The sequence below is a fragment of the Nocardia spumae genome, from assembly GCF_020733635.1.
In the GTDB taxonomy this organism is placed as follows: domain Bacteria; phylum Actinomycetota; class Actinomycetes; order Mycobacteriales; family Mycobacteriaceae; genus Nocardia; species Nocardia spumae.
Genome location: NZ_JAJFZL010000001.1, coordinates 1,920,796 through 1,944,994, shown reverse-complemented (window position 1 = coordinate 1,944,994; position 24,199 = coordinate 1,920,796). Strand labels below are relative to the sequence as shown.

The 24,199-nt window shown below is 68.4% G+C and carries 18 protein-coding genes, 1 tRNA gene and 2 pseudogenes; 10 read left to right on the top strand and 11 right to left on the bottom strand.

Annotation, left to right across the window (positions count from 1 at the left end):
- The first annotated feature begins 299 nt into the window (after positions 1 to 299).
- Both LKD76_RS08225 and LKD76_RS08220 read left to right on the top strand, forming a co-directional pair.
- Complete coding sequence (locus LKD76_RS08225) at positions 300 to 812, top strand: alpha/beta hydrolase (RefSeq protein ID WP_227980429.1); 513 nt, start codon at positions 300 to 302, stop codon at positions 810 to 812.
- Positions 813 to 877: 65 nt separating this feature from the next.
- Entirely contained in the window at positions 878 to 1,294 is a 417-nt protein-coding gene (locus tag LKD76_RS08220) for a hypothetical protein (protein WP_227980428.1), read from the top strand.
- 271 nt (positions 1,295 to 1,565) lie between these two features.
- On the opposite strand, the gene LKD76_RS32125 is transcribed toward LKD76_RS08220, so the two are convergent.
- Positions 1,566 to 2,921 carry a lipase family protein gene (locus LKD76_RS32125; protein WP_372465975.1) on the bottom strand — a complete coding sequence of 452 codons (1,356 nt, stop codon included), beginning with the start codon at positions 2,919 to 2,921 and terminating at the stop codon, positions 1,566 to 1,568.
- A 180-nt stretch (positions 2,922 to 3,101) separates the two neighbouring features.
- Entirely contained in the window at positions 3,102 to 4,280 is a 1,179-nt protein-coding gene (locus LKD76_RS32120) for a PucR family transcriptional regulator (RefSeq protein ID WP_227980426.1), read from the bottom strand.
- Positions 4,281 to 4,694: 414 nt separating this feature from the next.
- On the opposite strand from LKD76_RS32120, the gene LKD76_RS08205 reads away from it, so the two are divergent.
- A complete protein-coding gene (locus LKD76_RS08205; RefSeq protein WP_227980425.1) occupies positions 4,695 to 4,916 on the top strand; it encodes a DUF6221 family protein in 222 nt (73 codons plus the stop codon).
- A gap of 18 nt (positions 4,917 to 4,934) precedes the next feature.
- Here LKD76_RS08205 and LKD76_RS08200 read toward each other — a convergent pair whose 3' ends face one another.
- A complete protein-coding gene (locus LKD76_RS08200) occupies positions 4,935 to 5,426 on the bottom strand; it encodes a beta-class carbonic anhydrase (RefSeq protein ID WP_227980424.1) in 492 nt (163 codons plus the stop codon).
- Positions 5,427 to 5,646: 220 nt separating this feature from the next.
- Here LKD76_RS08200 and LKD76_RS08195 point away from each other — a divergent pair, with 220 nt between their 5' ends.
- Positions 5,647 to 5,979, top strand: a complete 333-nt coding sequence (locus tag LKD76_RS08195; RefSeq protein ID WP_227980423.1) for a hypothetical protein — start codon at positions 5,647 to 5,649, stop codon at positions 5,977 to 5,979.
- Positions 5,980 to 6,010: 31 nt separating this feature from the next.
- Complete coding sequence (locus LKD76_RS08190) at positions 6,011 to 7,039, top strand: crotonase/enoyl-CoA hydratase family protein (protein ID WP_227980422.1); 1,029 nt, start codon at positions 6,011 to 6,013, stop codon at positions 7,037 to 7,039.
- 4 nt (positions 7,040 to 7,043) lie between these two features.
- Here LKD76_RS08190 and LKD76_RS08185 read toward each other — a convergent pair whose 3' ends face one another.
- A complete protein-coding gene (locus LKD76_RS08185; RefSeq protein ID WP_227980421.1) occupies positions 7,044 to 7,505 on the bottom strand; it encodes a MarR family winged helix-turn-helix transcriptional regulator in 462 nt (153 codons plus the stop codon).
- A gap of 59 nt (positions 7,506 to 7,564) precedes the next feature.
- On the opposite strand from LKD76_RS08185, the gene LKD76_RS08180 reads away from it, so the two are divergent.
- Both LKD76_RS08180 and LKD76_RS08175 read left to right on the top strand, forming a co-directional pair.
- Positions 7,565 to 8,542, top strand: a complete 978-nt coding sequence (locus tag LKD76_RS08180) for a pirin family protein (protein WP_227980420.1) — start codon at positions 7,565 to 7,567, stop codon at positions 8,540 to 8,542.
- 128 nt (positions 8,543 to 8,670) lie between these two features.
- On the top strand, positions 8,671 to 8,985 hold the full coding sequence (locus LKD76_RS08175; protein WP_227980419.1) for an excalibur calcium-binding domain-containing protein: 315 nt from the start codon (positions 8,671 to 8,673) through the stop codon (positions 8,983 to 8,985).
- A gap of 63 nt (positions 8,986 to 9,048) precedes the next feature.
- Here the strand turns inward: LKD76_RS08175 and LKD76_RS08170 are convergent, their stop codons facing one another.
- The gene (locus LKD76_RS08170; RefSeq protein WP_227980418.1) at positions 9,049 to 9,273 is read right to left on the bottom strand and encodes a DUF3618 domain-containing protein; all 225 of its coding nucleotides are present in this window, start codon (positions 9,271 to 9,273) and stop codon (positions 9,049 to 9,051) included.
- A 120-nt stretch (positions 9,274 to 9,393) separates the two neighbouring features.
- Between LKD76_RS08170 and bcp the strand changes: the two genes are divergently transcribed.
- On the top strand, positions 9,394 to 9,942 hold the full coding sequence (gene bcp / locus LKD76_RS08165) for a thioredoxin-dependent thiol peroxidase (protein WP_227980417.1): 549 nt from the start codon (positions 9,394 to 9,396) through the stop codon (positions 9,940 to 9,942).
- A gap of 81 nt (positions 9,943 to 10,023) precedes the next feature.
- Here bcp and LKD76_RS08160 read toward each other — a convergent pair whose 3' ends face one another.
- Positions 10,024 to 11,304: a DUF7159 family protein gene (locus LKD76_RS08160; protein WP_227980416.1), complete on the bottom strand. Its 1,281-nt coding sequence runs from the start codon at positions 11,302 to 11,304 to the stop codon at positions 10,024 to 10,026.
- A gap of 328 nt (positions 11,305 to 11,632) precedes the next feature.
- Between LKD76_RS08160 and LKD76_RS08155 the strand changes: the two genes are divergently transcribed.
- Entirely contained in the window at positions 11,633 to 12,262 is a 630-nt protein-coding gene (locus LKD76_RS08155) for a TetR/AcrR family transcriptional regulator (protein WP_227980415.1), read from the top strand.
- 216 nt (positions 12,263 to 12,478) lie between these two features.
- Here the strand turns inward: LKD76_RS08155 and acpS are convergent, their stop codons facing one another.
- Together acpS and LKD76_RS08145 are read right to left on the bottom strand one after the other, a co-directional pair.
- Entirely contained in the window at positions 12,479 to 12,904 is a 426-nt protein-coding gene (gene acpS / locus LKD76_RS08150) for a holo-ACP synthase AcpS (protein WP_227980414.1), read from the bottom strand.
- 89 nt (positions 12,905 to 12,993) lie between these two features.
- Positions 12,994 to 22,356, bottom strand: a complete 9,363-nt coding sequence (locus LKD76_RS08145) for a type I polyketide synthase (protein WP_305082760.1) — start codon at positions 22,354 to 22,356, stop codon at positions 12,994 to 12,996.
- Between the two features lie 383 nt (positions 22,357 to 22,739).
- Between LKD76_RS08145 and LKD76_RS08140 the strand changes: the two genes are divergently transcribed.
- Positions 22,740 to 22,821, top strand: a tRNA-Leu gene (locus LKD76_RS08140).
- 84 nt (positions 22,822 to 22,905) lie between these two features.
- Here the strand turns inward: LKD76_RS08140 and LKD76_RS32305 are convergent.
- From LKD76_RS32305 to LKD76_RS08135, 3 genes and pseudogenes are all read right to left on the bottom strand, one after another.
- Positions 22,906 to 23,199, bottom strand: a complete 294-nt coding sequence (locus tag LKD76_RS32305; protein WP_372465767.1) for an AMP-binding protein — start codon at positions 23,197 to 23,199, stop codon at positions 22,906 to 22,908.
- Between the two features lie 52 nt (positions 23,200 to 23,251).
- Positions 23,252 to 23,365: pseudogene (locus tag LKD76_RS32300) on the bottom strand (hypothetical protein); the annotation flags it as partial.
- A gap of 16 nt (positions 23,366 to 23,381) precedes the next feature.
- A pseudogene (locus LKD76_RS08135) lies at positions 23,382 to 24,139 on the bottom strand (thiolase family protein); the annotation flags it as partial.
- Between the last annotated feature and the right edge of the window lie 60 nt (positions 24,140 to 24,199).

Sequence of the window (24,199 nt, the reverse complement as noted above, 5' to 3'; positions counted from 1 at the left end):
GGCTGCACACCGAGAAAGCGTCGGGGGCCGATGCTCGCCGCCACCGTCGCGGCCGTCGAGGGGTCAGCCGTCGACACGTCCCTCGGCCGCCTGCCGGTCGTCGTGATGTCGCCAGGTCTCGGGGCACCGCACTGGATTCTGTCCGGCCTCGCCGAGGAGAGCCTCGCGCGGGTACGTCGCGGTCGCCATGGATCACACCGGCGAGGGTCCGGCCGTCGAGCTCCCGAACGGCGTCGTCTACGGCGATCCACCCTGTGGCGCGTTCACGCCGCGATGTGATGCCCGACGATACCGGGTACATGCGCGCCCGACTCGCCGATCGCCGTGCTGACACCCGGCTCGCCGTCGACCTGCTGCCGAGCTTGCCCGTCGTCGGGGCGCTGGTGGACCTCGACTGTATCGCCATGGTCGAGCATTCCTACGGCGATCCGACCACCGTGCGGACGGCCGCGACGGATCCGCGGATCCGGGCCGGCGTGGTGCTGGACGGCTCGGCCGGGTGGGACGGCGTCGCCGATGCACCCGGGCTCGACCGGCCGATGCTGCCGCTCGCGTCCGGCGATACGCCGCTGCACCCGTCGTGGTCGCAGATCCGCGACCCGCGCCTCGAGTACGCCTCGATCGTCGACGCCGGTCACTACTCCGCGACCGATCTGTGCGCGTTCGGTGCCAGCGCCGCACTGTGCGGCACCGTGCCCGCAGACCGGGCTGCGACCGTGAGCCGTGGCGGCGTCGACCCATGGCTCGATCGCCGGCTGCGCGGCGGCGCCGGGCCGCGTTATGTCGCGCCCGAACTTTTCTGGCAGCTCTGAACGTTCTTCATCTCGCGGGCCCGCTGCGTCGCGCGGATTCCGTTACACAACAAGGAGATACACAGATGATCAGCATTCGCACCACCACCGCCGCTGCCCTGCTCGCCGCTACGGCGATCGCCACTGTCGGCATCGCCACCAGCAACGCCGCGTCCGCCGTCGAGCCGGTCGCGTCCGTGCAGGAGAACCACGCGGCGGAAGCTGAATTCGCGACGCAGTTCGGGATCGCGACCGCCCTCGGCGGATTCAGCGGCACCGCGGCGGGCGCGGCGATCGGCTGCGTCGTCGGCGGCGTCGCCACCTCGCCGACGGTCGTGTTCATTCCAGCGGGCTGCGTCGCCGGTGCGGTGACCGGCGCGGCGGTCGGTGGCATCCTCGGCACAATCGCTGTCGGCGGGCCCGCGCTCGCGATCGCCGGGGCCGATCTCGCTGCCACGCTGACCGCCGCGCCCGGCACATCGAAATGGGCGCCGACGCGTTGATCTGAACGCCCCGTATTCCGGATTCAGCGGCGAGTCGCAGCGACTCGCCGCTACTGCCTAACGCCCCGGCGTTGCTGCGCAACAACTCTCACGTCCCGGTGACCCGATAGATCTCGCACCCGAGACGGCCCGCAGACGGTATTCTTCGGGCACCTGCCGCTGACGGATGCGGAAACCCCCTGCGTCATCTCTCAGACGGAAGCGATCACGTGGTCGTCCCGGCCGTCGGTGACAGCCTTCCGCCCGAATCGCCGCGGCGATCGTATTCATCTCACTGTCCGACGGGCTTGCCGAGCAGATTCAGCATGAACGGCGCGATCTGTGGCAGCAGTGTCGTCCACAGCTCCGGCGCGAGCAGTACCGATCCTGCGTCCTTGCTGCCGCAGCCACTCGGCGCGGGGACACCGTCGAAGCGATCGGCGAGGAACTTGATCATCAGAGGTATGGAGAACGTGTCGAGCGTGAGGTGCTCGCTGAAGTGGTCGCGCAAGTACTGCACGCGCGCGGACGGATCGTGGCAGTAGGTATCGACGAGATCGTTCACCGGCCCGACCGGCACCAGCCAGTCCGGGTTGGACTGCAGCATGAACATCGGCATATCCGGCACCCGATGGCCCATCTTTATTCGGTCCATCACCGTCACCGCCCGCGGATCGTCCAGCGGATGCGGAATCGTGAACAGGCTGTCGATATCGACGAACGGCACCACCAGCGAGGTCGGCACCTGGCACAGATTCTGTTTGGCGGCCACGAACACGCGGCCCGCCGGAGACAGATACTTGTCGAAAAGATCCGCCAATTCCGGATATTCGCGCGAGGCTCCGACCGCACCGGCGAAGATGATGCCCGCCCCGGCATTACCGCTGGCCATCTTCAATGCCGCTCCGACGTCGGCCGGGATACCGCCCTCCGCGACGCCGACGATATTCAGCTCGGGCGCGTATTCGCGGTGCAATTCCGCCGCATGCCCGGTGGCCATCGCTCCCCCGGAGTATCCGGTCATCCCGACCTCGGTGCGGGCGCCATCGAGTTGCATGGGCTCGAAGTTCTCCGCCGCACGAATACCGTCCAGCGTGATCCGTCCCTCCAGCGGGCCAGCGCCGAACGCTTGATCCGGGCCCTCGGTATCGGTGACGACCACAGCCCAGCCCATCTGCGCGGCCGCGATCGGAACCGCGAACAGACTCGTCGTTTCCGCGGATCCCGCCAGCGGTCCGATCGATCCCACCTGGCTCAGATATGAAGGGCGGCAATACTGTCCGAGGGAATCCTCGGCGAACTGATAGGACAGTAGCGGTCGCGGCGTCGCCGCGGCGGCGTGCGGTTTCATCACCGTGGTCACCGCCGGAACCGCCTGGCCGCGAGTGTTGGTCGAACGGAACGACAGCTGCCAGGCATCCATATTGATCGGTAGCGCCGAGGCGTAGGCGAGATGCACCTGGCGGGCCGCGATGATCTCACCCGGCTGCTTGCTGTCCACGATCGACTGATCGGGATGATAGAAGGCCGGGTCGAATTCCGGCGGTGCGGGCGGAATCGGAAAGGGCAGCGGAGGTTTCACCGGAACACCCGGCGGCGGCACCGTCGGCGGCTGCGCGTGCGAGACTCCGGCAACGGCCGACACCATGGCCACCGAGAGGGCTGCCACGAGGAACGCCCGGCGGCGCCACGCGTCGAGATGACGGGGCCGCCGCCCCCGGATGCTGTCGGCAAAGACGTCACTGTCCACCTACGCAGCACACCGCACTCGGTTCCGGCGCGGTACCGGCAATACGACAGTGCGCCGGGCCGTCGTTTGGAAAAGTGCCTAAGGGGCGCCGTTGTCCATGCCTTCGGTACCGAGGGCGGTGAGCCGGGCCGCGTACAAGACCATCGCCTCGCGTGGGTGCAACGGGTCCCAGCCGGTCGCCTCGGCGATCCCGGTCAGCCGGTAGGTGACGGTATTGCGGTGCACGCCGAGCCGGCGCGCGGTCGCGAGTTGATTGAATTGGCAGGCGAAGAACGCGTCCAGCGTCTGGACCAGCGCCGGTTGTCCGTCCAGTGCCCCGGCGATCGACGACAGGTGCCGCCCGGCGGCGGGGCCCGCCGTCAGCGCGAATTCGAGCAGAACCTCTCGCACCTCGGTGACCGTCTCCCCCCGTCCCGTCCGCCGGCAGATGCCACTGACCGTCCGGGCCTCCGCCGCGACGGCCGGAATGTCGGACAGCCGCCGCGCGCACGCCGCACCGACCCACATCTGTGCGACACCGTTCCCGTCGCCGGGGCCGTCGAGTATCCGCTGCACCGTCGCCACGGCCTCCTCCCGAGTCGTGGTCAGCGGCATCAGCACGGTCCATCCGGCACTGTCCATCCGCACGAATGTGCCGGCGATCCGGTCCAGATCGTTGCGCATCCGGGTCACCCGCGCCGGATCGGCCGCAGTCGATACGTCGAACACCGCCACCAGGAACGACTTCGCGACCGGAATCGCGGTCTCCTGCGACCAGACCAGCGGATCGCGCCCCTCCAGCAGCGCGTCCGCGATGGCGCGGCGGCGATCGCGGTGCTCCCACAGCGGATCACTCACATCCTCGACACACGCGACGGCCACCCGCGCGGTAGCCGCCGCCACGAACTCCATCAACCGCGGCCCGATGGTGGTGAGTACCGCTCGTTCGGCCGGGCCCGCGGACCGCTCCAACACGCTCGTCATATAAGCGGCGGCGATTCGATACCGGGACAGCACACTGCCCAGCGGCACCCCTTGGCGCACCCGCTCGAGCGCCAACTCCACGACCTCGCCCATCGCGTCGGCAGTCGGCAGTTCGCCCGAATGCAGAAAATCGAAGAACATCTCCACATTCAGCCGCGCGCCGCGCGCGAACTCCGCCTCGCTCAATGCCGACGGCTGCTGCGAATACGGCGGTACCTCGGGCGAAAACCCGGCCACCAGCGCACACGCCCGTTCCCGTGGCCCCGCCAGCACCTCGGCATCGAAGTCGCTCACAGCCCTCACCCTGGCAAATGCGCGCCCTCTCGTACAGCCCCGGCCGCGAACCGGCGAGCGGATCGGAGTGCGTTGTCGCGGCCGCCGGATTCACGGTCGTACTCGCGACCGTGGCCGGCACGGTGTTCGGCGGGTATGCCCTCAGCCGGGGCGGGCCACGATCGTGGTGGGTCGCGGTGGCGGCGCCGACGGTGATGGGTGTGTCGCTACTCGCGTTCGCGGCGACGCTGCCCGATATCACCGACAACGAGGCCGATATCGCCGGAATCAGCACGCTCTGCCATCTGGTCGCCGTCGCGGCCTTCATCGTTGCCGGGATCGTGGCGGTATGCCGCGAAGTGCCGCCGGCTCGATCAGGCCGTCGGCACTTCGCGCTCGGGAACCACGGGCGAGGCCGCTGCGTCCAAGTGTCGTGTGGGGAGCATTATCGATTTCATCGATGCGCGGTTGCGCGAGGATGAACAGGCAGTGCGGGCCGTCGACGGGGGGCGTGTGCGCCGCGAAGTGCTGGCCAAGCGCCTGATCGTCACGATGGCGCAGTTACCACCCGGTCGAGGTCGCCAGGACCGGTTGTTGCGCTGTGTGGCACTGTGCTGGGCCGATCACGCCGACTACCGGCGGGAGTGGATCCTGTAGCCGGGCGCTCGGCGTGGCTCAGGAAATCACCTCGTTGAGTTTTCCGGTGGCCACGTCGAAGACGAAGCCGCGCAGCGAGGTCGTCTTCGTGACGAACGGGCTGGTCTCGATGCGCCGAATGGATTGGCGCACATCCTCGTCCAGATCACCGAACGCCTCGGCGGACCAGCCGGGCTTGATACCTACCTCGTCCTGGATTCCGCGTTTGAAGTCGTCGTCGGTGAAGGTCAGCATGCCGCAGTCGGTGTGATGGATCAGGATGATCTCGGTCGTGCCCAGCAGCCGCTGGCTGATGGCGAGCGACCGGATCTCGTCGTCGGTCACCACACCGCCCGCATTGCGGATGACATGCGCCTCGCCCTCCTGCAGGCCCAGGATGCGATAGACGTCGAGCCGCGCGTCCATACATGCCACCACGGCGACGTGCTTGCTGGGTGGCAGCGGCAGCGGGCCGCTGAACTGGGCCGCGTATTCGGCATTGTTGGCCAGGTACTCGTCGGTCACCGTCATGATCGCGCCTCCGTCGGAGTAGAAAGACATTCACATGTGCGCATGGATTGTGACGCTGTGCGGCGTGGTCCGCCAGTGATCGACTCAGCGTGAAGTCAACGGTTGCCATCGAGACGGCTCCATCCAGCAGAGAGCGTCCGGCCGCCGCGCGGGCGGACGGCGCCGGGCCCACCGCCGGGCACTAGGCTCGGGGGCAACCGTTCGCGATCGGGAATCGACCATGGCCGACTACGCACATACCGACCACGCCAGTAAGGGACGCGCCGACAAGGCGCGACGGCTGGCGGCCTATCTGTGGCAGCGCGATATCTCCGGCGCCGACCTGTCGACGATCCCCGCGGCGACCCGACGCAAACTCGCCCGCGCCGCCGATACCAATCCCCCCAGCACCGACGAGACCTGGACGCTGGTGGCGGAACTGCTCGACGAGAAGGACGCGTGGGCCGCGCGACAGCCGGATCACCCCGCGGCACAACGCGAGTTCACCGACGAGAAGATTCTCTGGGTGAAGCCTCCGGTGACGCCGTGGCTCACCGGCGGCCCGCCCTCTTGACGCAAGAAATGAACAGGAGTTCACTTCTTGAATGACCGAATACGACAATCACTCCGGCACTCGACCGGCCGCCTGGCGTGAGGACCTGATCAGCGGCGAGGACTCCCTGTTCGCCAACCGCCCGGATCCCGACGACGGTCCCGACTACCGCACCCTCACCTACGAGGTCACCGGCCGAATCGCCCGCATCACGTTCAACCGGCCCGAACAAGGCAATGCGATCACCGCCGACACCCCGATCGAGATCGCGCACGCGGTGGAACGGGCCGACGTCGATCCCCGCGTACACGTCATGGTGATCTCCGGACGCGGCAAGGGGTTCTGTGGAGGATACGACCTGTCGATCTTCGCCGAGAACGGTTTCGCCGCCACCGGCTCCACCCAGCCCACGACCGGTACCGTCCTCGACCCGGTCGTGCAGGCCCGCAATCACAACCCGTGGGCCACGTGGGATCCCATGGTCGACTACCAGATGATGAGCCGATTCAACCGCGGCTTCTCCAGCCTGTTGCACGCCGACAAACCGACGGTCGCCAAACTGCACGGCTTCGCGATCGCGGGCGGCACCGATATCGCGCTGTTCTGCGATCAGATCATCTGCGCCGACGACACCAAGATCGGCTATCCGCCCACCCGGGTGTGGGGCATTCCGGCGGCGGGTATGTGGGCGCACCGGCTCGGGGATCAGCGCGCCAAACGCCTGCTGTTCACCGGCGACTGCCTCAGCGGCACCCAGGCGGAGAAATGGGGCCTGGCGGTGGAGTCCTGTCCGGCCGATGAACTCGACGATCGCACCGAACAACTGCTGCAACGGATTACGCGTGTGCCGATCAACCAGCTGATTATGGCGAAACTGGCGCTCAACAGCGCACTGCTGGCCCAGGGCGTCGCCACTTCCGGCATGGTGAGTACCGTCTTCGACGGCGTCTCCCGCCATACCCGCGAGGGTTATTCCTTCCAAATGCGTTCGGCCGCCGCCGGTTTCCGGCAGGCGGTGCGCGAACGCGACGAGCCGTTCGGCGACTGGAAACGAGCCGGGTCCCCGGCGAGCGAAGACTGAGCTCTCAGACCAGGCCGGTGTCGCGCTCGATCTCGTCGGTGACCTTGGCCGCCAGGGAACGCACCACGGCGGCCTCGGCATCGCTGAGCCGATCGACGAACAGCCGCCGCACCAAGTCGACGTGATGTGGTGCGGCGTGTTCGAGCGCCCGGCGACCGGCTTCGGTCAGGCAGACCAGCCGTCCCCGCGCATCGTCGGCGGCGGGACTACGCCGCACCAAACCGCGGGCATCCATCCGGGCCAGATGTTTCGACAGCCGGCTCTTGTCCCAGCAGATCTGCGCACCGAGATCGCGGGCACGTAGTTGTCCGTCCGGCGCCGCGGACAGTGCGACCAGGACCTCGTAATCGGGAACCGACAGGCCGTCCCGCGCCAGCCCGGCAGCCATCGCGGCATCGAGGCGCTGACGCAGCCGGATAAACGCGGACCAGGTCTGCTGCTCCTGTTCGTCGAGCCATCGCACCATGGGAATGATCCTACCGAGCTATTGGTTGACATGGACACCACCAGCCCGAGGAGGACACCATGCCAGCGATCACCGTCGACGACATCCTGGTGCTACCGCGGCTGCCGCGCCCCGAGGCGACGATGCGGCAGGGCCCGGTGCGCACCATCACCACCGCGCACAAACAACTCGAGGGAGCGGGCTTCCAGGTCCGGCGCCCCTTCCCCAGCCTCGACGTGCGCACCGCCGATCCGTTCATCCTGCTCGATCACATGGGACCGGTCGCCTACGAGCCGTACGAGGCCAAGGGCGCACCGTGGCATCCGCACCGCGGCTTCGAAACCGTCACATACATGATCGACGGCACCATGGTCCATCACGATTCCAACGGCGGCGGCGGAACCATCTCCGAGGGCGATACCCAGTGGATGACCGCGGGCTCGGGCATCCTGCACGACGAACTGCCGGCCGAGGACCTGGTGATCTCCGGCGGGGTCTTCCACGGTGTGCAACTGTGGGTCAACCTGCCACGATCGCTGAAGATGGCCGATCCGCGCTATCAGGATCTGCGCGCGAGCGAACTGAAACTCGTCACCTCCCACGACGGTGGCGCGCTGGTCCGCATCATCGCCGGTGCGGTCGGCGGTTTCGAGGGTCCGGGTTCGACCTACACCCCGATCGCGTACGCCCACGCCTCGATCAGCCCCGGCGCCCGCCTGGAGACCCCGTGGCCGCAGGAGTTCACCGGTATGGTCTACGTCCTCGCCGGCAGCGGCACCGTCGGCGACGAAGGGCGTCCGCTGGCGGAGGGACAACTGGCGGTGCTCGGCCACGGTGAGGCCATCGCGGTCACCGCCGACGCGCACCAGGACGGCCCCACGGGCCAACTCGAGGTGCTACTGCTCGGTGGCGCCCCGATCCGCGAGCCCGTGGTGCAGTACGGACCGTTCGTCATGAACACCCGACAGGAAATCATCGATGCCGTAACGGATTTCGAAGCCGGAAGAATGGGACATATTCCCGCAGAACATATGACGGGTAAGCGCTTGGGCGAGTAAGCGGCTCTCGGACGCCCGGTTGACAACGACGGCCGCCATCAGAACAGTAGACTCGGCGGTTCCCGGCCCTCCACTGCGGGGAGTGCGGCCGGCCCGTTGTATCAACCGCAGCTGACATCGAGGAATACATGAACGTTCGCAGGCTTTACGTGACCGCCGGCACGGGCTTGATCACCCTGGCCGCCCCGATCGTCCTCTCCGCGCCGGCATCGGCCGATGGGTTCATCCCCTCCGGCTCGGCCGGCACGGGATCGTCGGGTATCGATGACGCCATCGGCGCCACTGGGTCATCGGGTCTGACGCAGACCGGTTCGGCGGACGGCACGTTCAAGAACTGTGACGAGGCCCGTGCCGCGGGCCGTGCCCCGCTGTTCCGCGGTGAGCCCGGCTACTCGCCGCACCTGGACCCCGACGGCACCGGTATGGCCTGCCCGACCGTCTGATCGGCGATAACGAACGGAACCCGGTGTGACAGTGTCACACCGGGTTCCGTCGTTTCTACGGCCTCAGCGGCGGAAGATCTTGATCAGCACCAGCACACCGACGAAGGCGCCCGCGCCGATCAGGCTGTACTTCACCTTGGGCTCGTTCACCTTCGCCAGGACCGCCTGCTTGGTGTTGCCGGCGATCCGCTGCGGGTCGGCCCGTACCGCGAGCTCGTCGAGTGTGCTCGCGAGCCGGTTACGCGCGGCTTCGATCTCCCGCTCGATGTGCTCGGTATCCCTCGCCACGTTGTGTCTCCTGTTGTCGTTCGTGTAGGTCTGTCGTACATGTAGGTCGCTGGGCGTCGAGTCTATCCGCCGCCACCGATGTCACGTCCCCTGTCACATCCGTGGGCTACCGTGCTGGACATGACCGACAACCAACGACCGGCGGCCGAGGCGAAGGGCCCGGAGGCGACAGCCCGCGCAACCACCGAGGGCACCCCGTCGGCCGCCCAACGACTCGGCCCCGGCGACCCCGCGCCGGATTTCACCTTGCCGGACGCCGACGGTAAACCGGTGTCGCTATCGGACTACCGCGGCCGCAAGGTGATCGTGTATTTCTACCCCGCCGCCAGTACCCCCGGCTGCACCAAACAGGCCTGCGACTTCCGCGACAACCTCGCCGAACTGAACGAGGCCGGTCTCGACGTCGTCGGAATATCCCCGGACAAGCCGGCGAAACTCGCTAAATTCCGGGACAACGAGGGCCTGACGTTCCCGCTGCTGTCGGACCCCGATCGCGAGGTCCTGCGGGCGTGGGGCGCCTACGGCGAGAAGACGATGTACGGCAAGCGCATCACGGGCGTGATCCGCTCCACCTTCCTCGTCGATGAGCAGGGCACGATCCAGGTCGCACAGTACAACGTGCGCGCCACCGGGCATGTGGCGAAGCTGCGGCGCGATCTGTCCGTGTAGCGGCTACGTCCGGTGTACGGACACGCACGAGGGCCCCGAGGACGATCGACGTCCCGGGGCCCTCGGCATCGAACGACGTGCTCAGTCGCGCGCGGGCATCATCGCGATCACCCACCGCAGGGTGAGCCGCCAGTGGTTGTCCCACCACTCGTTGAATTCGTCGGTACCGACCTGCGGTGGTGCGGTCTCGCCGGGGAACAGCAGCGAGCCGTCCGGAGCGCCGACCGGTTCGGTGGGAGCCGGAACCACCGACTTCTGTTGCTGCTGTGCCGAATCCGCATCCGGGGCTTCTTTCACCAGGCGTTTGGTATCACCGCCCTGATCCGATCCGAGCAAACCCAGCCGGGAGGATCCGCTCGGCCCCCAGTTCGCCGATGTCGGATCGAAACCCGGGGAACCATCGGGAGCCGCGTGCCGCGGGCCCGGGACGCCATCGATCGGTGCACCCTCGACCGGTAGTTCCGGAACCGAATCCGGTGCGGGCAACGACGGTTCCGGGCGGGCGTGTCGCGGCCCCCGGTTCTGCTGGGCGGCGCGCGCGTCGGCCAGCCGGGTGGTGGCATCCGAGCGCGGATGGTCGGTGAACTCATAGATGCCACCGATGGTCAGACCACCGGCCAGCACACTCGCGGCGGCAGCCACCGCGACCGTATTGCGAGATATCCGTGCGCGTTCGCTCGGCGCGGCGACATAAGCCTCCGGCTGCACCACCAGCGCCGAACCGATCGCGGAACCGGCCGCCGCGACCGAGCACGGAATCACCGGCGCGTTGAAACCCGCCGAGAGGGTGGCCGACACCGCGGGATCGGCGGCGGCCGAACCGATCACGACGACCGCACTGGGCCGCACCCCCGCCACATCGAGTTGATCCCATGCCGCGGCGATGCCGGGCCGGATCGAATCCTCGGAGACGAATCCGGCGGCGGTGGACGTGGCCGCGACGACGCGGTCGCGATGCGGTGAAATGAGCGAGAAGCCTTGATATCCCGGGGTGAGCTCGCAGACCAGGAGATAGTCGAATTCGCTCGCCCAGGTCATCGCCCGGGCCAGCGCGAGGTGCGCCGACTTGGCCGACACCAGCGACGCCTCGTACCACGGCCCCGCGGCCAGTCCCGTCACGACCGCGCGACGGCCGGCGGCCTCCCGATACGTGACAGCGGCACCGGCGATCTCGAAAATCAGCCCGATATCCGCGGCGAGTCCGTCGAGCAGCGACTCGACCAAACCCGGCAGCCCGGCGGCCGGTGCCGCACCCAGTTCCGTCCAGCGGTGCGCGAGCACTCGATCGGTCAATTTGCCGTTGCCGCCGCGCAATGCCACCGCGTCCACTCGGTCGCGAGCGATCGAAGCACCGAGAGTCACCACAGGTCGAACCACCAGAGATCAAGCCTTCCGTGTGCAGGAACCGCGCCGGAGAAGCCGCACCGAGCAGCGGTTCAACGCCGCAGCGGGACCGATCGAATACCGACAGGCCCCCGCCGATGTAGATCTACTCGGTATGTGTTCGTCACCACATTCGGCTTGGATGGGTTATGAATCGAACCGAATCGCGAACACCGACCTCCCTGTCGTGTGTCTTCCGCGTGTCGCTACCGCTAGCCTGGTGGATGTGGTGGAAGCGCGCACGGCACCGAGGTCGAACCGACGTCCTGACCCGGCGTTGGAGTTGCAGGACGACCCACAGGAGTTGATGCCCCGCCGTCGGCCCACCCAGGAACGCAGTAAACGCAAGTTCGACGCACTCCTGCAGTCGTCGCGGGAGCTGCTGGTCGAGGTGGGATTCGAGTCGTTCACCTGCGAGGAGGTCGCCGCCCGCGCGGAGGTCCCGATCGGCACGCTGTACCAGTTCTTCGCCAACAAGTACGTCATCGTCTGCGAGCTCAATCGGCAAGACTTGGTGGCCGTATCCCAGGAGCTGGCCGACTTCCACGGCGAGATCCCGTCGATGGACTGGCTGCGGCACATGAACAAACTCGTCGATCATCTCGCCGAGTTGTGGATGACCGATCCCTCGCGGCGCGAGGTCTGGCTGGCGATGCAATCGACGCCGTCCACGCGTGCCACCGGCGCCATCCACGAGAAGGAATTCGCCGAGGCGGTGCAGCAGATGCTGCGCCCGCTGATGCCGCGTACGCCACGGGTGCGGCGCTCGATGATGGCCCAGGTGCTGGTGCACGTGGTCTATTCGATGCTCAACTTCTCGGTGCAGGACGGGCTCAGCCACGAGGCGGCCGTCGCCGAACTCAAGCGACTCATGGTGGCGTATCTGCTGATCGCGGAGAAGGAATCACGCACCGGGCAGCGCGATACCACGGCCTGAGTTCCGGTCGCCGGCCCCCGGATCCGTTTCCGGGTGATTCCATCGTCGCGTAATTCCATCGTCGCGTAATTCCATCGTCGCGTAATTCCGTTGCCGCACTACTGCCGTCGTTCCGACGAAGGCCGGAACCGATACGACGCGTGAGCGTGACGCCGCCGGTTCCGGCCTTCGCAGGAGCGGCGGCAGTCGCCGCGGATCGCTCCGACAGTTTGTGGATCAGGGGTTTTCGATCAGATCCGCCAGTTCGCCCGGATCCTCGAGGACGACCATCGCGGCCGCCATATCGCCGTCGTGCGTGATCGACAGGTGCACCCGCACCCGAGGCAGGAATTCGGCTGCCAGCCCGTGCAATTTGATGCTGGGGCGGCCCCAGGCGTCGTTCACCACCTCGATGAGCGGATACGGGTTGTCACCGATCTGCGGGCGGCGGGCGAACCGGGAGGAGGCCCACGCTTTGAGCACGGCCTCCTTGGCCGCCCACCGGGCCGCGAAACTGCGTGCCGGATCGGTGCCCTTGCTCTGGCAGTAACGCCGCTCACCCGCGGTGAAACTCTCCCGGAGCATGGTGGTTCCGGCCCGTTCGAGCTGTTCGGCGAATTCGGAGATGGTCACCAGATCCAAGCCGATACCGAGGATGGTCATGAATCCGGAGCCTACGGATTCGGCGGACCATCATCGGTATCGGCGCATCGTTACCGGGGAGTTGTTACTTCACGGCGCCTCTGAGCTGCCTACTTCGCAGCGTCGGACCCCGCGGCCAGTTCTCCTGTCCCGCAGGCGCCGTGGGCCAGATACAGCCCGTCGGTGCCCAGGCGGGCCTCGGCGGACAGCAGCACATCGGCTTCGAGCTGGCGGATCTGCTTGGCCGGGGTGCCGTCGGCGCCGAGTCGGCGGTCCGCCGGGCGCTCGTAGAGCGGTTCGCCGCCACACATCGCCTTGACCAGCCGCTGCCGGCCGGCGAGACGACGCTCCTCGGCGCGGCGCAGGTAGTCGTCGCGGCGCTGCGGATCCAGCGCCTCGACGAAGGCCTGCGGGTGCACGATCGCCAGCAGTCCGGAGACGTGCCCGAAGCCGAGCGAGGTCACCAGACCCGCCTTGAGCGCGAACCGATCCGCGAACCGCAGCGGCTGCCGCGGCCACACCAGATGCGGGTACTCGGCCATCTTCTCGTCGACGCAGTCGAGGCTGCGGTTCGGCGGAATCACGCCTTGTTCGAGCACCTGGCACAGGCCGATCAGCTGGAAGGCCGCCGCACCGCCCTTGGCGTGGCCGGTCAGCGACTTCTGCGAGATCACGAACAGCGGCGCGCCCTCGGACCGGCCCAGCGCACCGGCGAGCCGCTCGTGCAGCTCCGATTCGTTGGGATCGTTGGCGGCGGTGGAAGTGTCGTGCTTCGAGATGACAGCCACCTCGTCGACCGAGACACCGAGCTTGCGCAGTTGCGCGGCCAGCTGCGATTCCGCCCCGCCCCGGCCCGCGCTCAGCGCACCCAGGCCCGGAGCCGGAATCGAGGTGTGCACACCGTCGGCGAAGGACTGCGCGAAGGCGACCACGCCGAGGACCGGCAGCCCGGCCTCGGCGGCCACGTCACCGCGGGCCAGCAGAACCGTTCCGCCACCCTGGGATTCGACGAATCCGCCGCGGCGGCGGTCGTTGGCCCGGGAGAAGTAGCGGTCGCTGATGCCCTTGGCGCTCATCGCGGCCGAATCGGCGGTCGCGGACATATCGCCGAAGCCGACGATGCCCTCGATACCCAGATCGTCGTAACCACCGGCCACCACGACCTCGGCCTTGCCGAGCCGGATCTTGTCGACACCCTCCTCGACCGACACCGCCGCGGTCGCGCACGCCGCGACCGGATGGATCATGCCGCCGTAGCTGCCGATGTAGGACTGCACCACGTGGGCCAGCGCGACGTTCGGCAACGCCTCCTGCAGGATGTCGTTCGCCCGCGGCTCACCGAGCAGGTTGTCGATGTAGAGCGAGCGCATCGACGACATACCGCCCATACCGGTGCCCTGGGTGTTGGTCACCATCGCCGGGTGCACCCAGCTCATCAGTTCCGCCGGACTGAAACCGCTGGACAGGAACGCGTCCACGGTGCAGACGATGTTCCACAGCGCCACCCGGTCCACCGAGCTCGCCATATCGGGCGAGATGCCCCAGCGGGTCGGGTCCCAGCCCTCGGGGATCTGGCCACCGACGGTGCGCGACAGCTTGGCCTTGCGCGGCACCCGAATCTCGGTGCCCGCCTGGCGGATCACCTGCCAGTCGCTGGAATCGGCGACCGGGTTGATCACGGTGTGCTCGGGGTCGGCGGCGTAGAACGTGCGCGCCTCGGCCTCACTGTTGACCACGAAGCTCAGGTCCCGGTCGAGGAAGACCGAGCTGAGCAGCGGAGCGGCGTTGTCGATCATCGAGCCGTCGTCGCCGTAGCGGCGCACCCCGCAGCGCTCCACGACCGTGTCGTGGTAACGCTCGGCGATTTCCGATTCGTCGACGTACTCGCCGCTCTCGGTGTCGTACCAGCCGGGCTTGGGGTCGTTCTCCCAGGTGACCAGGCCCGTGGTCCAGGCCAGTTCGAGGACGCCGGCGGCCGACAGCTCGTCGGCGACCTCCATCTCGAACCGGGTGCGCGCCGAGCCGTAGGGCCCGAGCTCACCCGCGCCGACGATGACCACCATATCGGCGAGATCGGCGGTGACCGAACCCCATTCGGGGGTGGGCAGCACCGAGCTCAGGGTCGGCGGCACGGGCAGCGCCGCGATCGTGCCCCGCTCGTCGACGACCTCGGCCTCGGCCTCCCGCTCGGCCTGCTCGGCCAGAGCGGACAGATCCAGCTTCGCACCAGCCAGCCCGCCGGTGAGGTCGATCTGCTGCGGACCGGTCGCGGTCACCGCACGAGCCCGCGAGGTGCACCACTTGAGCAGTTCGTCGGCCATCTCCTGGGTGGACCAGGTGTGTACCCCGGCCTTCTCCACGGCCGCGACCAGCGGATCGTTATGACCCATCAGGCCGGTGCCACGGACCCAGCCGATCATCGCGTGCACCAGCGTGACCCGCTGCGCCCACGACTTCTCCACCCGCCACTTGGCGATGACCGCATCGAGCGCGGCCTTGGCCTCACCGTAGGCGCCGTCACCACCGAACATGCCGCGGTTGGGCGAACCCGGAAGCACCACATGCAGTTTCGCGTCCACATCGTGGTCGGCGCCGAGGCCGGACAGACCGCCGATCAGACGCTCCACCGACCACAGCAGAACTCGCATCTCCATCTCGGCGCGCGCGCCGGCGTCGGCGAGATCGCCGGCCACTCGCGGCGCGGCGAACGGCAGCAGCAACGTCGGGGTCATTGCCGGCTTCACGAGGACCTTCGCGCCACCGGCGTTATCGGTCTGCTCGTTACCGATCCAGTCGATCAGGGCGTCGATATCGGTGTAGGAGGCCATATTCGCCGGGACCACCCACAGCGCGGCGCCCGCCCGGGCGTGCTCGCGGTACAGCTGCTTGTAGAAGGCGAGCCGGTCGTCGTCGAGCTTCGAGGTGGTGACGATGACCGTCGCGCCACCGGCGAGCAGTCCGCCCGCGATCGATGCCGCGATGGACCCCTTGCTCGCGCCGGTGATCACCGCGATGTCGGCGGACCAGACACCCTCGTCCTCGGTGCCCGCAGCCGCCTGCGCGATGCGCTCGTAGGTACCGGCCAGCACCGACCGGGCCTGCTTCATCGCCTGCTGCCGCCACCAGTTCGCCTGGGCGGCAACGGCGGTACCGGTGCCGGCGTAACCCGCGATCCGGTCGTCGCCGATTTCGGCGTCGGCGGCCAGCCACAAGGTGGCCAGATCCTCACGGGCGCTCGCCCAGCGGTCGTCGATGAGCACGGCCTTGCGTGCGTCGAAGGCCGGGGCGACCAATCGCGGCCAGTCCGAACCCAGTTCGGCCGAGACCAGATCGACCAGCGACTCGTCCGTCGCCTCCGGCGCGGACACCTTGTCGGTCAGGCCCAGCTGGTCGAGCACCACGCGCGCGGCGGTCGCCAGGACGCCGTCACGCCCGGTGATCTGCTCGGTGAACTCGCCCAGCGCGGCCGCGTCCACGGTGGCGCCTCCGCCACCACCGGCGGCCGGCAGCGCGACACTGATGCCCCGGCGACCGGCCACGGCCTGCACGGCCGCGTCGATCGCCGCGTCCACCGCGGCGCCATCGCTCAATGCTCCGGAGGCCAGGCCACCGAGATCACCGCCACGCACGCTGGCGCCCTCGCGGGTGCCCAGCGAGACCTCGGCGGTCACGTGGTGGGCCCAGCCGTCGCCGAGTTCCCAGACCTTCTTCACCCGATCGGCGATGGCGGCCGGGCGCTTACCCGACGGGCCGAAGACCTTGCGCAGGTGATCGCCGATGGCGTCGGACAGCACCGAACCGAACGGCTTGTAGGTGCGGGCCAGCCGGTCGACGGTGGCCGACAGCGCGCCCATATCGGCATCGGCGGCACCGTCGATCGCACCGAGCGACAGCTCCGAACCGAGGTCCACCAGCAGCTGGTTACGCCGCGAGGACACGCCGTCGCACAGCGCCTCGATGGTGTCCACCGGGCCGATCTGGTCCAGTCGCAGCTTGGTCCACAGCGCGATCAGGACCCGGGTGGCGTCGGCCGCGTTGAAGGTGATGTCGTCCGGGCGCGGGCCACCGGTCGCGGCGGGCGCCGGGGCCGGGGCGGCGGCCGCGGTCGCCGGGGCGGCCGGAGCCGCTTCGGCCACGGTCTCCTCCGGCTCGTCCACCGGCGCCGGGTCGGTATCGGTCGAGTACACGACCCCGGCCTCGCGCTCGATGTTGAGCACCTCGACCTTGGTCGTCGCGAACTGCGGGAGCTTCAGCGTGTTACCCGCCAGGTTCGCCACCGTCGGGGTGGCGGCCAGACCGATCTCGACGAAACGCTCCACCCCGACACCACCGCGGGCGGTATCGGTGAACAGCAGATCCTGCGTCTCGATCCAGCGCACCGGGCTGGCGAACTGCCAGGCCAGCAGCTCGATCAGCAGCACCCGGCACAGTTCTTCCGGACGCGCCGACCAGGATTCGAAGTCTTCCAGCACCGCGCGCAGCGGTTCCGACGGCACCAGATCCGCGATCTCGGCGATGAATTCGCGCTCCAGCGAGAACGGCCGCGGCACCAGGTTCGGAATGTAGCGTCCGGCGAGAACTTCCGGATGCAGGTTCTCCGGCAGCAGTTCCTCGAGCTTGTTCCGGAACTCCGGCACACCCTTGCGCAGCACGGTCGAGTGGAACGGCACATCGATGCCGGGCACCAGCACGAACGCCCGCTTACCACCGAATTCGGCACGGCGACGCTCGATTTCGGCTTCCAGCTCCTCGAGCCCGGCGACCGTACCCGCGATGGCGTACTGCGAACCGCGCAGGTTCAGGTTCACCACCTCGAGGAATTCGCCGGCGCGTTCGCCGACACCCGCGACGAAGTCGATCACCTCGGCATCGGGCAGCCCGATCTGCGACGGCCGGATGGCGGCCATCCGATAGTCGCTGCGGCCCTGCGCATCCCGGGGCACCAGCTCGTGCATCGCCGAGCCACGCTGGAAGACGACCTCCAGCACGGCCTCGAGCGGCAGCACACCGGCCACCGCGGCCAGGGCGTTGTACTCACCGACCGAGTGGCCGGCCAGCATGGCGCCTTCGACGAAGGCGCCGGCCTCGCGCAGTTCGGCGACCTGGGCCACGCCGAGGGTCGCCATCGCGACCTGGGTGAACTGGGTCAGATGCAGAACGCCCTGCGGGTGGCGGTATTCCACGCCGCGCGCCTTGAGGTAGGTCGGGTTGTCCCGCACGACGGCGAGGATCGAGAAGCCGAGCGCCTCACGGGTGTGCTTGTCGGCACGATCCCAGATCTGCTTGGCCGCCTTCGACCGCGACCGGGCGTCCAGGCCCATCCCCTTGGTCTGGATACCTTGACCGGGGAAGGCGTAGACGGTCTTCGGAGCCGCGAGCCGGGCGGTCGCGGTCATCACCAGGTCACCGCCGGTCCGGCAGGACACCTCCACGATCTCGCAGCCGCGGTCGACGGCGATCCGCTCGACCCGCACATCGATCTGCGCACCCGGCCGCACCATTCCGAGGAATCGGGTGGTCCAGGCGGTGACAGTCCGCGCGGGCAGCGGAGATTCGGGATCCACGGCCGAGACCGCGTGCTGCGCGGCGGCCGACAGCCACATGCCGTGCACGATCGGGCTGCCCAGACCGGCCAGTTTCGCGGCGGCGGTGCTGGTGTGGATCGGGTTGTGATCGCCGGAGACCTCGGCGAAGGCCGCCATGGCCCGCGGCGCGGTGATCGTGACATCGCGCCGGCGGCGACGCGGCGTCTCGGTCGCGTCGTCCGAGACGGTGCCGGCCGCACGCGGCGGATCGGTGAGCTCGCCGCTGCCGTTGCGGCCGCGAATCGCGAATCGCTCCACCAGCGTTGCCACGGTGGGGGTCTCGAGGCCGTGGTCGCGCATCACGCCGACGGCGACCCGCACCTCGACGACGCGCCCCAGATCGGTATCGACCACCGAGGCCGATTCCGCGCGCACACTGAGCACCGCGGGATCGCTGGGCAGGGTGCGGACCAGGTCGATCCGATGATCGAGGTGGACCAGATCCAGCATGCCCTCGATGACACTGCCGGCGCTGCCGTCCGCACCCTCGGCCCGGCTGGCGCCGAGGACCGCGAACACGGCCGGCCAGCAGGCGCCGACCAGAACATCGGGCACCCGGCGATCGATGGTGCTGAGACCGGCGGGCAGGCCGGAACCGGTGACGCCGGCGTGGTCGGCGATCATATCCGGCGTCCAGGCCAGGTTGACGTGAGCGACGTGAACACCGTTGGCGGACTTGACCTCCGGCAGCGTCTGCCCGGCGGCCACGGCCAGCAGGGCCGACATCGCGGCTTCGGCGTCGTCTTCGGTGATCACCGGCGCGCCACCGTTGTACACCGACTCCGGCACGGTGATGCGGATCCGCACCTCGTTGGCCGGCGACAGCGGAACGGTCAGCTCCACATACGCGTGATCGGCGTCGGGCCCGTCGGCGGGAGTCAGCGTGGCGCCGGTCGGCCGGTGCACCGCGCCCTGGTTGTCGACGGTCCACTCGTGCAGATCGCCGAGCCGGTGCACCGGGTTGGCGGCGGTGCGCCCGGCCCACTGCACATCGGGTGCGGCCAGCACGATATCGATGGCACCGGAACCGATGTCGGCACGACGGCGGCCGTCGACGGCGGCCGGGGTCACGCCGCCGCGGATCAGGGTGTAGGCGGCGTCCTGCTCGAACCGATCGAGGAGCTCACCCACCGGCTCGTCGACCCGGGTGATACCGGCGACCGACACCGTGCCGGGAATGATGCAGACCTGGTCTGCGGTGTAGCGCGGATCGTGGGCCTGCCACAGCGAATCCGAACGCCACCACCGGCGCACATCGCCGTCGACGACGGGAACGAAGTTCACCGGCTTGCCGGGGGTCTTGCACAGCGAGACGAAGAACGGCACGTCGGCCGGATGCAGCACAGTGTCCGCGGCGGCCGGGTAGTGCTCCTTCAGGGTGCAGATCACATGGACCGGGCGCTCGAAGTCGGCGTCGTCGGCGAACAACGTCGGGATGCGGCCGCGGTCGGCGGGGTTGAGGCGGGCCTCGGCGCGGCGCACCATCTCGGCGAAGCGGTCGCGCCAGGTGATGTCGGCCCACACCGAACGGGTGGCGTCGGCGATCGCGTCACCCAGGTCGGTGCCGCAGTCGAAGCCGTCGCGACCGGCACGCTGATGTTCCGGCAGCAGCGCGGCCAGCTCGACGTAACGCTCCAGCCAGCGCAGGTAGCTCATCGCCGCGACATCGCCGAAGTAGGGCTTGGCGGTGCGATCGAGCGCTTCGATGATCTCCGCGCGGCGCTCGGCGACGGCGTCGGCGTCACCGGCGACCTCGTCGAGCAGACGGCCGGTCTGCGAGGCGGAGTTGTCGATCTCGTGGATGTCGGCGCCCAATTGACTACGGCCGGAGGCCATTCCGCCGGTGGCGGTGCCGGCGGCGACCCAGTCCGGGGTGCCGGGGGTGTCGACGAGCAGCTGCTTGACCTCGGGAGCGGTGGTGGCCTCCAGGGCGGCCATGGCCGCGGTGCCTACCAGCACGCCGTCCAGCGGCATCGTCGGATAGCCGTGTGCCACCGACCATTCACCGGTCAGGTACTCGGTGGCCCGCTCGGGGGTGCCGATGCCGCCGCCGACGCAGACCACCACATTGGCCCGGTTGCGCAGTTCGGCATAGGTCTCGAGCAGGAGGTCGTCGAGGTCCTCCCAGGAGTGGTGCCCACCGGCGCGGCCACCCTCGATGTGCATGATCACCGGGTAGTCCGGCACCTCGTCGGCGATGCGGAGCACGGCGCGGATCTGCGCGACAGTGCCCGGTTTGAAGGCGACGTGGGTGATACCCGCCTCGCTCAGTTCCTCGATCAGCGCCACGGCCTCTTCGAGTTCGGGAATGCCCGCGGTGACGACGACGCCGTCGAACGGCGCGCCGGCGGTGCGGGAACGCTGCACCAGCCGCTTACCGCCCAGCTGCAGCTTCCACAGGTAGGGATCCAGGAACAGCGAGTTGAACTGCACAGCCCGGCCGGGCTGCAGCAGGGTCTGCAGTTCGGCGACCCGGTCGGCGAAGATCTGCTCGGTGACCTGGCCGCCACCGGCCAGCTCGGCCCAGTGGCCCGCGTTGGCCGCGGCGGCAACGATTTTCGCGTCGACGGTGGTCGGGGTCATACCGGCCAGCAGGATCGGCGAGCGCCCGGTCAGGCGGGTGAACGCGGTTTCGACGACGATCCGGCCGTTCGGCAGGCGAATCGGCGTGGGCGCGAACGAGGTCCAGGCCGGCGCCACCTGCGGCGCGGCGCCGGGGGTGAACAGGCTGCGCTGACCGGGACGGGTCGCGGCGGCGACGATGCCCACGCCGGTGCCCTTGAGCGAGCCCTGGGTGAGCCGGCTCAGCAGATCGCCGGGCCCGATGTCCAGAATCCACTGGGCCCCACCGGAAACCGTCTCCTCGACCGCCTGCACCCAGTCGACGGGATCGACCAGAATGCGGCGCGCCAGGTCAGCGGCGAGTTCGGTGTCGATATCGCATTGCGCGGCCCACGCCGAAACCAGTTCGACGGTATCGGCGAGCGCGGGGTGATGGAAGGCGACCTCGACCAGCACATCCTCGAAGACCGGAGCGAAGACGGCACCGCCGCGCTTCTTGGCGTCGCGGTCACGGGTCTGCTCGGCGTTGATCTCGGCGCAGCGCTGCCGCACCCGCTCGAGCTGGGATACCGTGCCCGACAACACCGCACGCCGCCGGCCGTTGCGAATCGACACCACCGCGGCGACGCTCGGATCCACACCCGCCGACACCTCGGCCACTACGGCACGCAGCTCGTCGGGGTCGACATTCGACACCGCGACCATCGGCGACTTGTCGCCCACCGGGATGATGCCGCGGCGGCGGCCCACGAGTGTGGCGGCCGCGCCGATCAGCTGCGCCAGGGCGAGGAGTTCGACATCGCGCTCACCGTTCGCGGCCGCCGCCTCGGCGGCCAGCAGGCCCTGGGAATGTCCGACGATGCCGGTGGGCGCGTGCTCGGCCGGGTCGAGGCCCTGCATCCGCAACGCGCGCAACGCCGCCACCTGCGCGAGCAGGACGCCGGGCATGGACACAGCCGCCGAACGCAACGCCTGCGCGGACGGCGCCGCCGACTCCTCGGGCTCCTCGCCATCGGCGAGTTCGTCCTCGAGCATCCACGCGATGGGGTCGAAGCCGACCGGACGGACCACCAGCAGCTGGGCCGCCACCGGCTCCAGCCGGGCCGCGGCCTCGTGCACCAGCGTGGTGAGCTCGGGCTCGAGCGCGCTGTCGCGCCCGATCTCCTCCAGCTCACGCAGCCACTGCGCACCCTGCCCGCCGAAGGCCAGCGCGTACTTCTCACCATCGAGCAGGCGTTCCAGCAGCGACGACTTGATACCAGTATCCGAAACTCCCCCAACGACCTTCGCGTTCGATCCGGTCCCGGTGCGTTCGTTGATCGTCAAGACGTATCGACTTCCTTCTCGTGGCGGCTCCCCCGAAGGGGCCCGCCGCTGGCGTGCACAGGTGTCCCTCGCCCCTGAGGACCTGAGGAAGCCTCAGGTTCGCACAAAATCATGAGGAAAGCCTCACGTTTCCCCCCAGCCTTCACCCCTACCGTCGAGTATTTCGGGACGCTCGTACAAGAACGTCCACAAACATGACTCTCCCTCATATTTGAACCGCCTGGTGGCAGGGTTACGCCCCGGTAAGAAAGTTGAGGGTTCCTCATATTGGGAGTTACCTAATCGTTATAATCCCTGGTCGTGTTACTCACGGGTACACGACACCCCGCGTGGCTTCGCGATCGGCGCCCGGCCCGGTAGAGTTTGGACGGTCGTACCATCACGCGCGAGTGGCGGAATTGGCAGACGCGCTGGATTTAGGTTCCAGTGTCCTCGGACGTGGGGGTTCAAGTCCCCCCTCGCGCACCGCTCAACCACCCATTTAAGGCAAATTTGCCGGAAGCGCGTGTCTCGGAGACCACTCGCACACAGATCCCCGGCAAATTTGCCTCATTTTTCGTGCCTCGGTGTTCGAGCCTCCACTCGAACACCGGGGGGCGACGCCCACACCGCGAGCAGACGAGCTCCGAGACGATTGCGCACCTGATCGGCCAGGGCTGGCGGGATCGGTGCGCCGGTGCTGCTGATCCTGGTCGGCGATGTCATGGATGGGCTGTCGACTGTGACTGCCGCGCACAGATCGGTGACGAAGGTTGGCGCGGCCGTGGTCCAGCTGACCTGATATCGCTCGATCAGCTCCAACGCGGTGGCCGGATCCGACATGTCCATGCACACGACGGTCATGCCCTACAACATCGGCATCGTGACACCGGTGAAGCCGACGGTGTGAGAGCGAGGAGAACGCCAACAGCACATCCACCGGTGTGAGTTGCGCGGCTTCGTAGGAGGGTCTGGTGCCGACGAATACCGTGTTCCACGTGTGCACGACCCCCTTGGGTTCGCCGGTTGTGCCCGACGTGAAACCGAAGCGTCAGATCCAACCGCCCCAGAACCTTCTCCAGGGCGCCGACCAGCCCGAACCCCATACGGGCGGGCTCGATCCCGGTCACCGAGCACGCCGCGAGGCGCCATGGGGCGCAATCCGAGTCGTGCCGCCCGCTGCGGCGTTGTTACAACACACAGTGCGGCAACGTCATTTTGACCGCTCGCATTGTCGGCTGTCACCCGTGGAGTCCGGGTCGACGTTCGCGCGGATAGGGCGCAGCGCCGCCAGGGATTCGACCGTCGTGTCGGCGCGGGGATGTTCGTCACGGGTCACAGCAATAGGTTGCCCGCGACGCTGCGGCACCGGCACGGCGACGATCTCATCCGCGAAAATGCCGTTGTCCTGCGCCGCGACCGCTCACCGGTGCGATTGCGCGGCCAGTGCGTCCTGGTCGGCACGGCTGATGCCGAATTCGGCGCGCAGGTTCTCGGCGGTCTCGATCATGCCGCCGGGAACGGGGTAGCCTGCCCCGCCGGCAGTCACCCGAGCTCGGGCCAGGCGGTCCGCGAGCTCGACGCCCGCACCTTTCACACCCCACCGAATCGCATGGGTGTAGAACTCGGCCTGACTCATCGATTCGGCTCCACCAGCGACGATCAAGTCGCTCACACCGGTAGCGACCTGCATGCATGCCTGAAGTACCGCGACGGTGACAATGCGCGGCCTGCGGGTCCCGGGGTCGGACACGCGCCGCCAGGTCGCGTCCAAGGCAAGGAGCATGCCGATCGTCTCGAGCTCATCAGGCAGGTCCCGAAGGGAGACCACCACCATGCCGCCGTCGGGCTGGGTGGTGGTGGG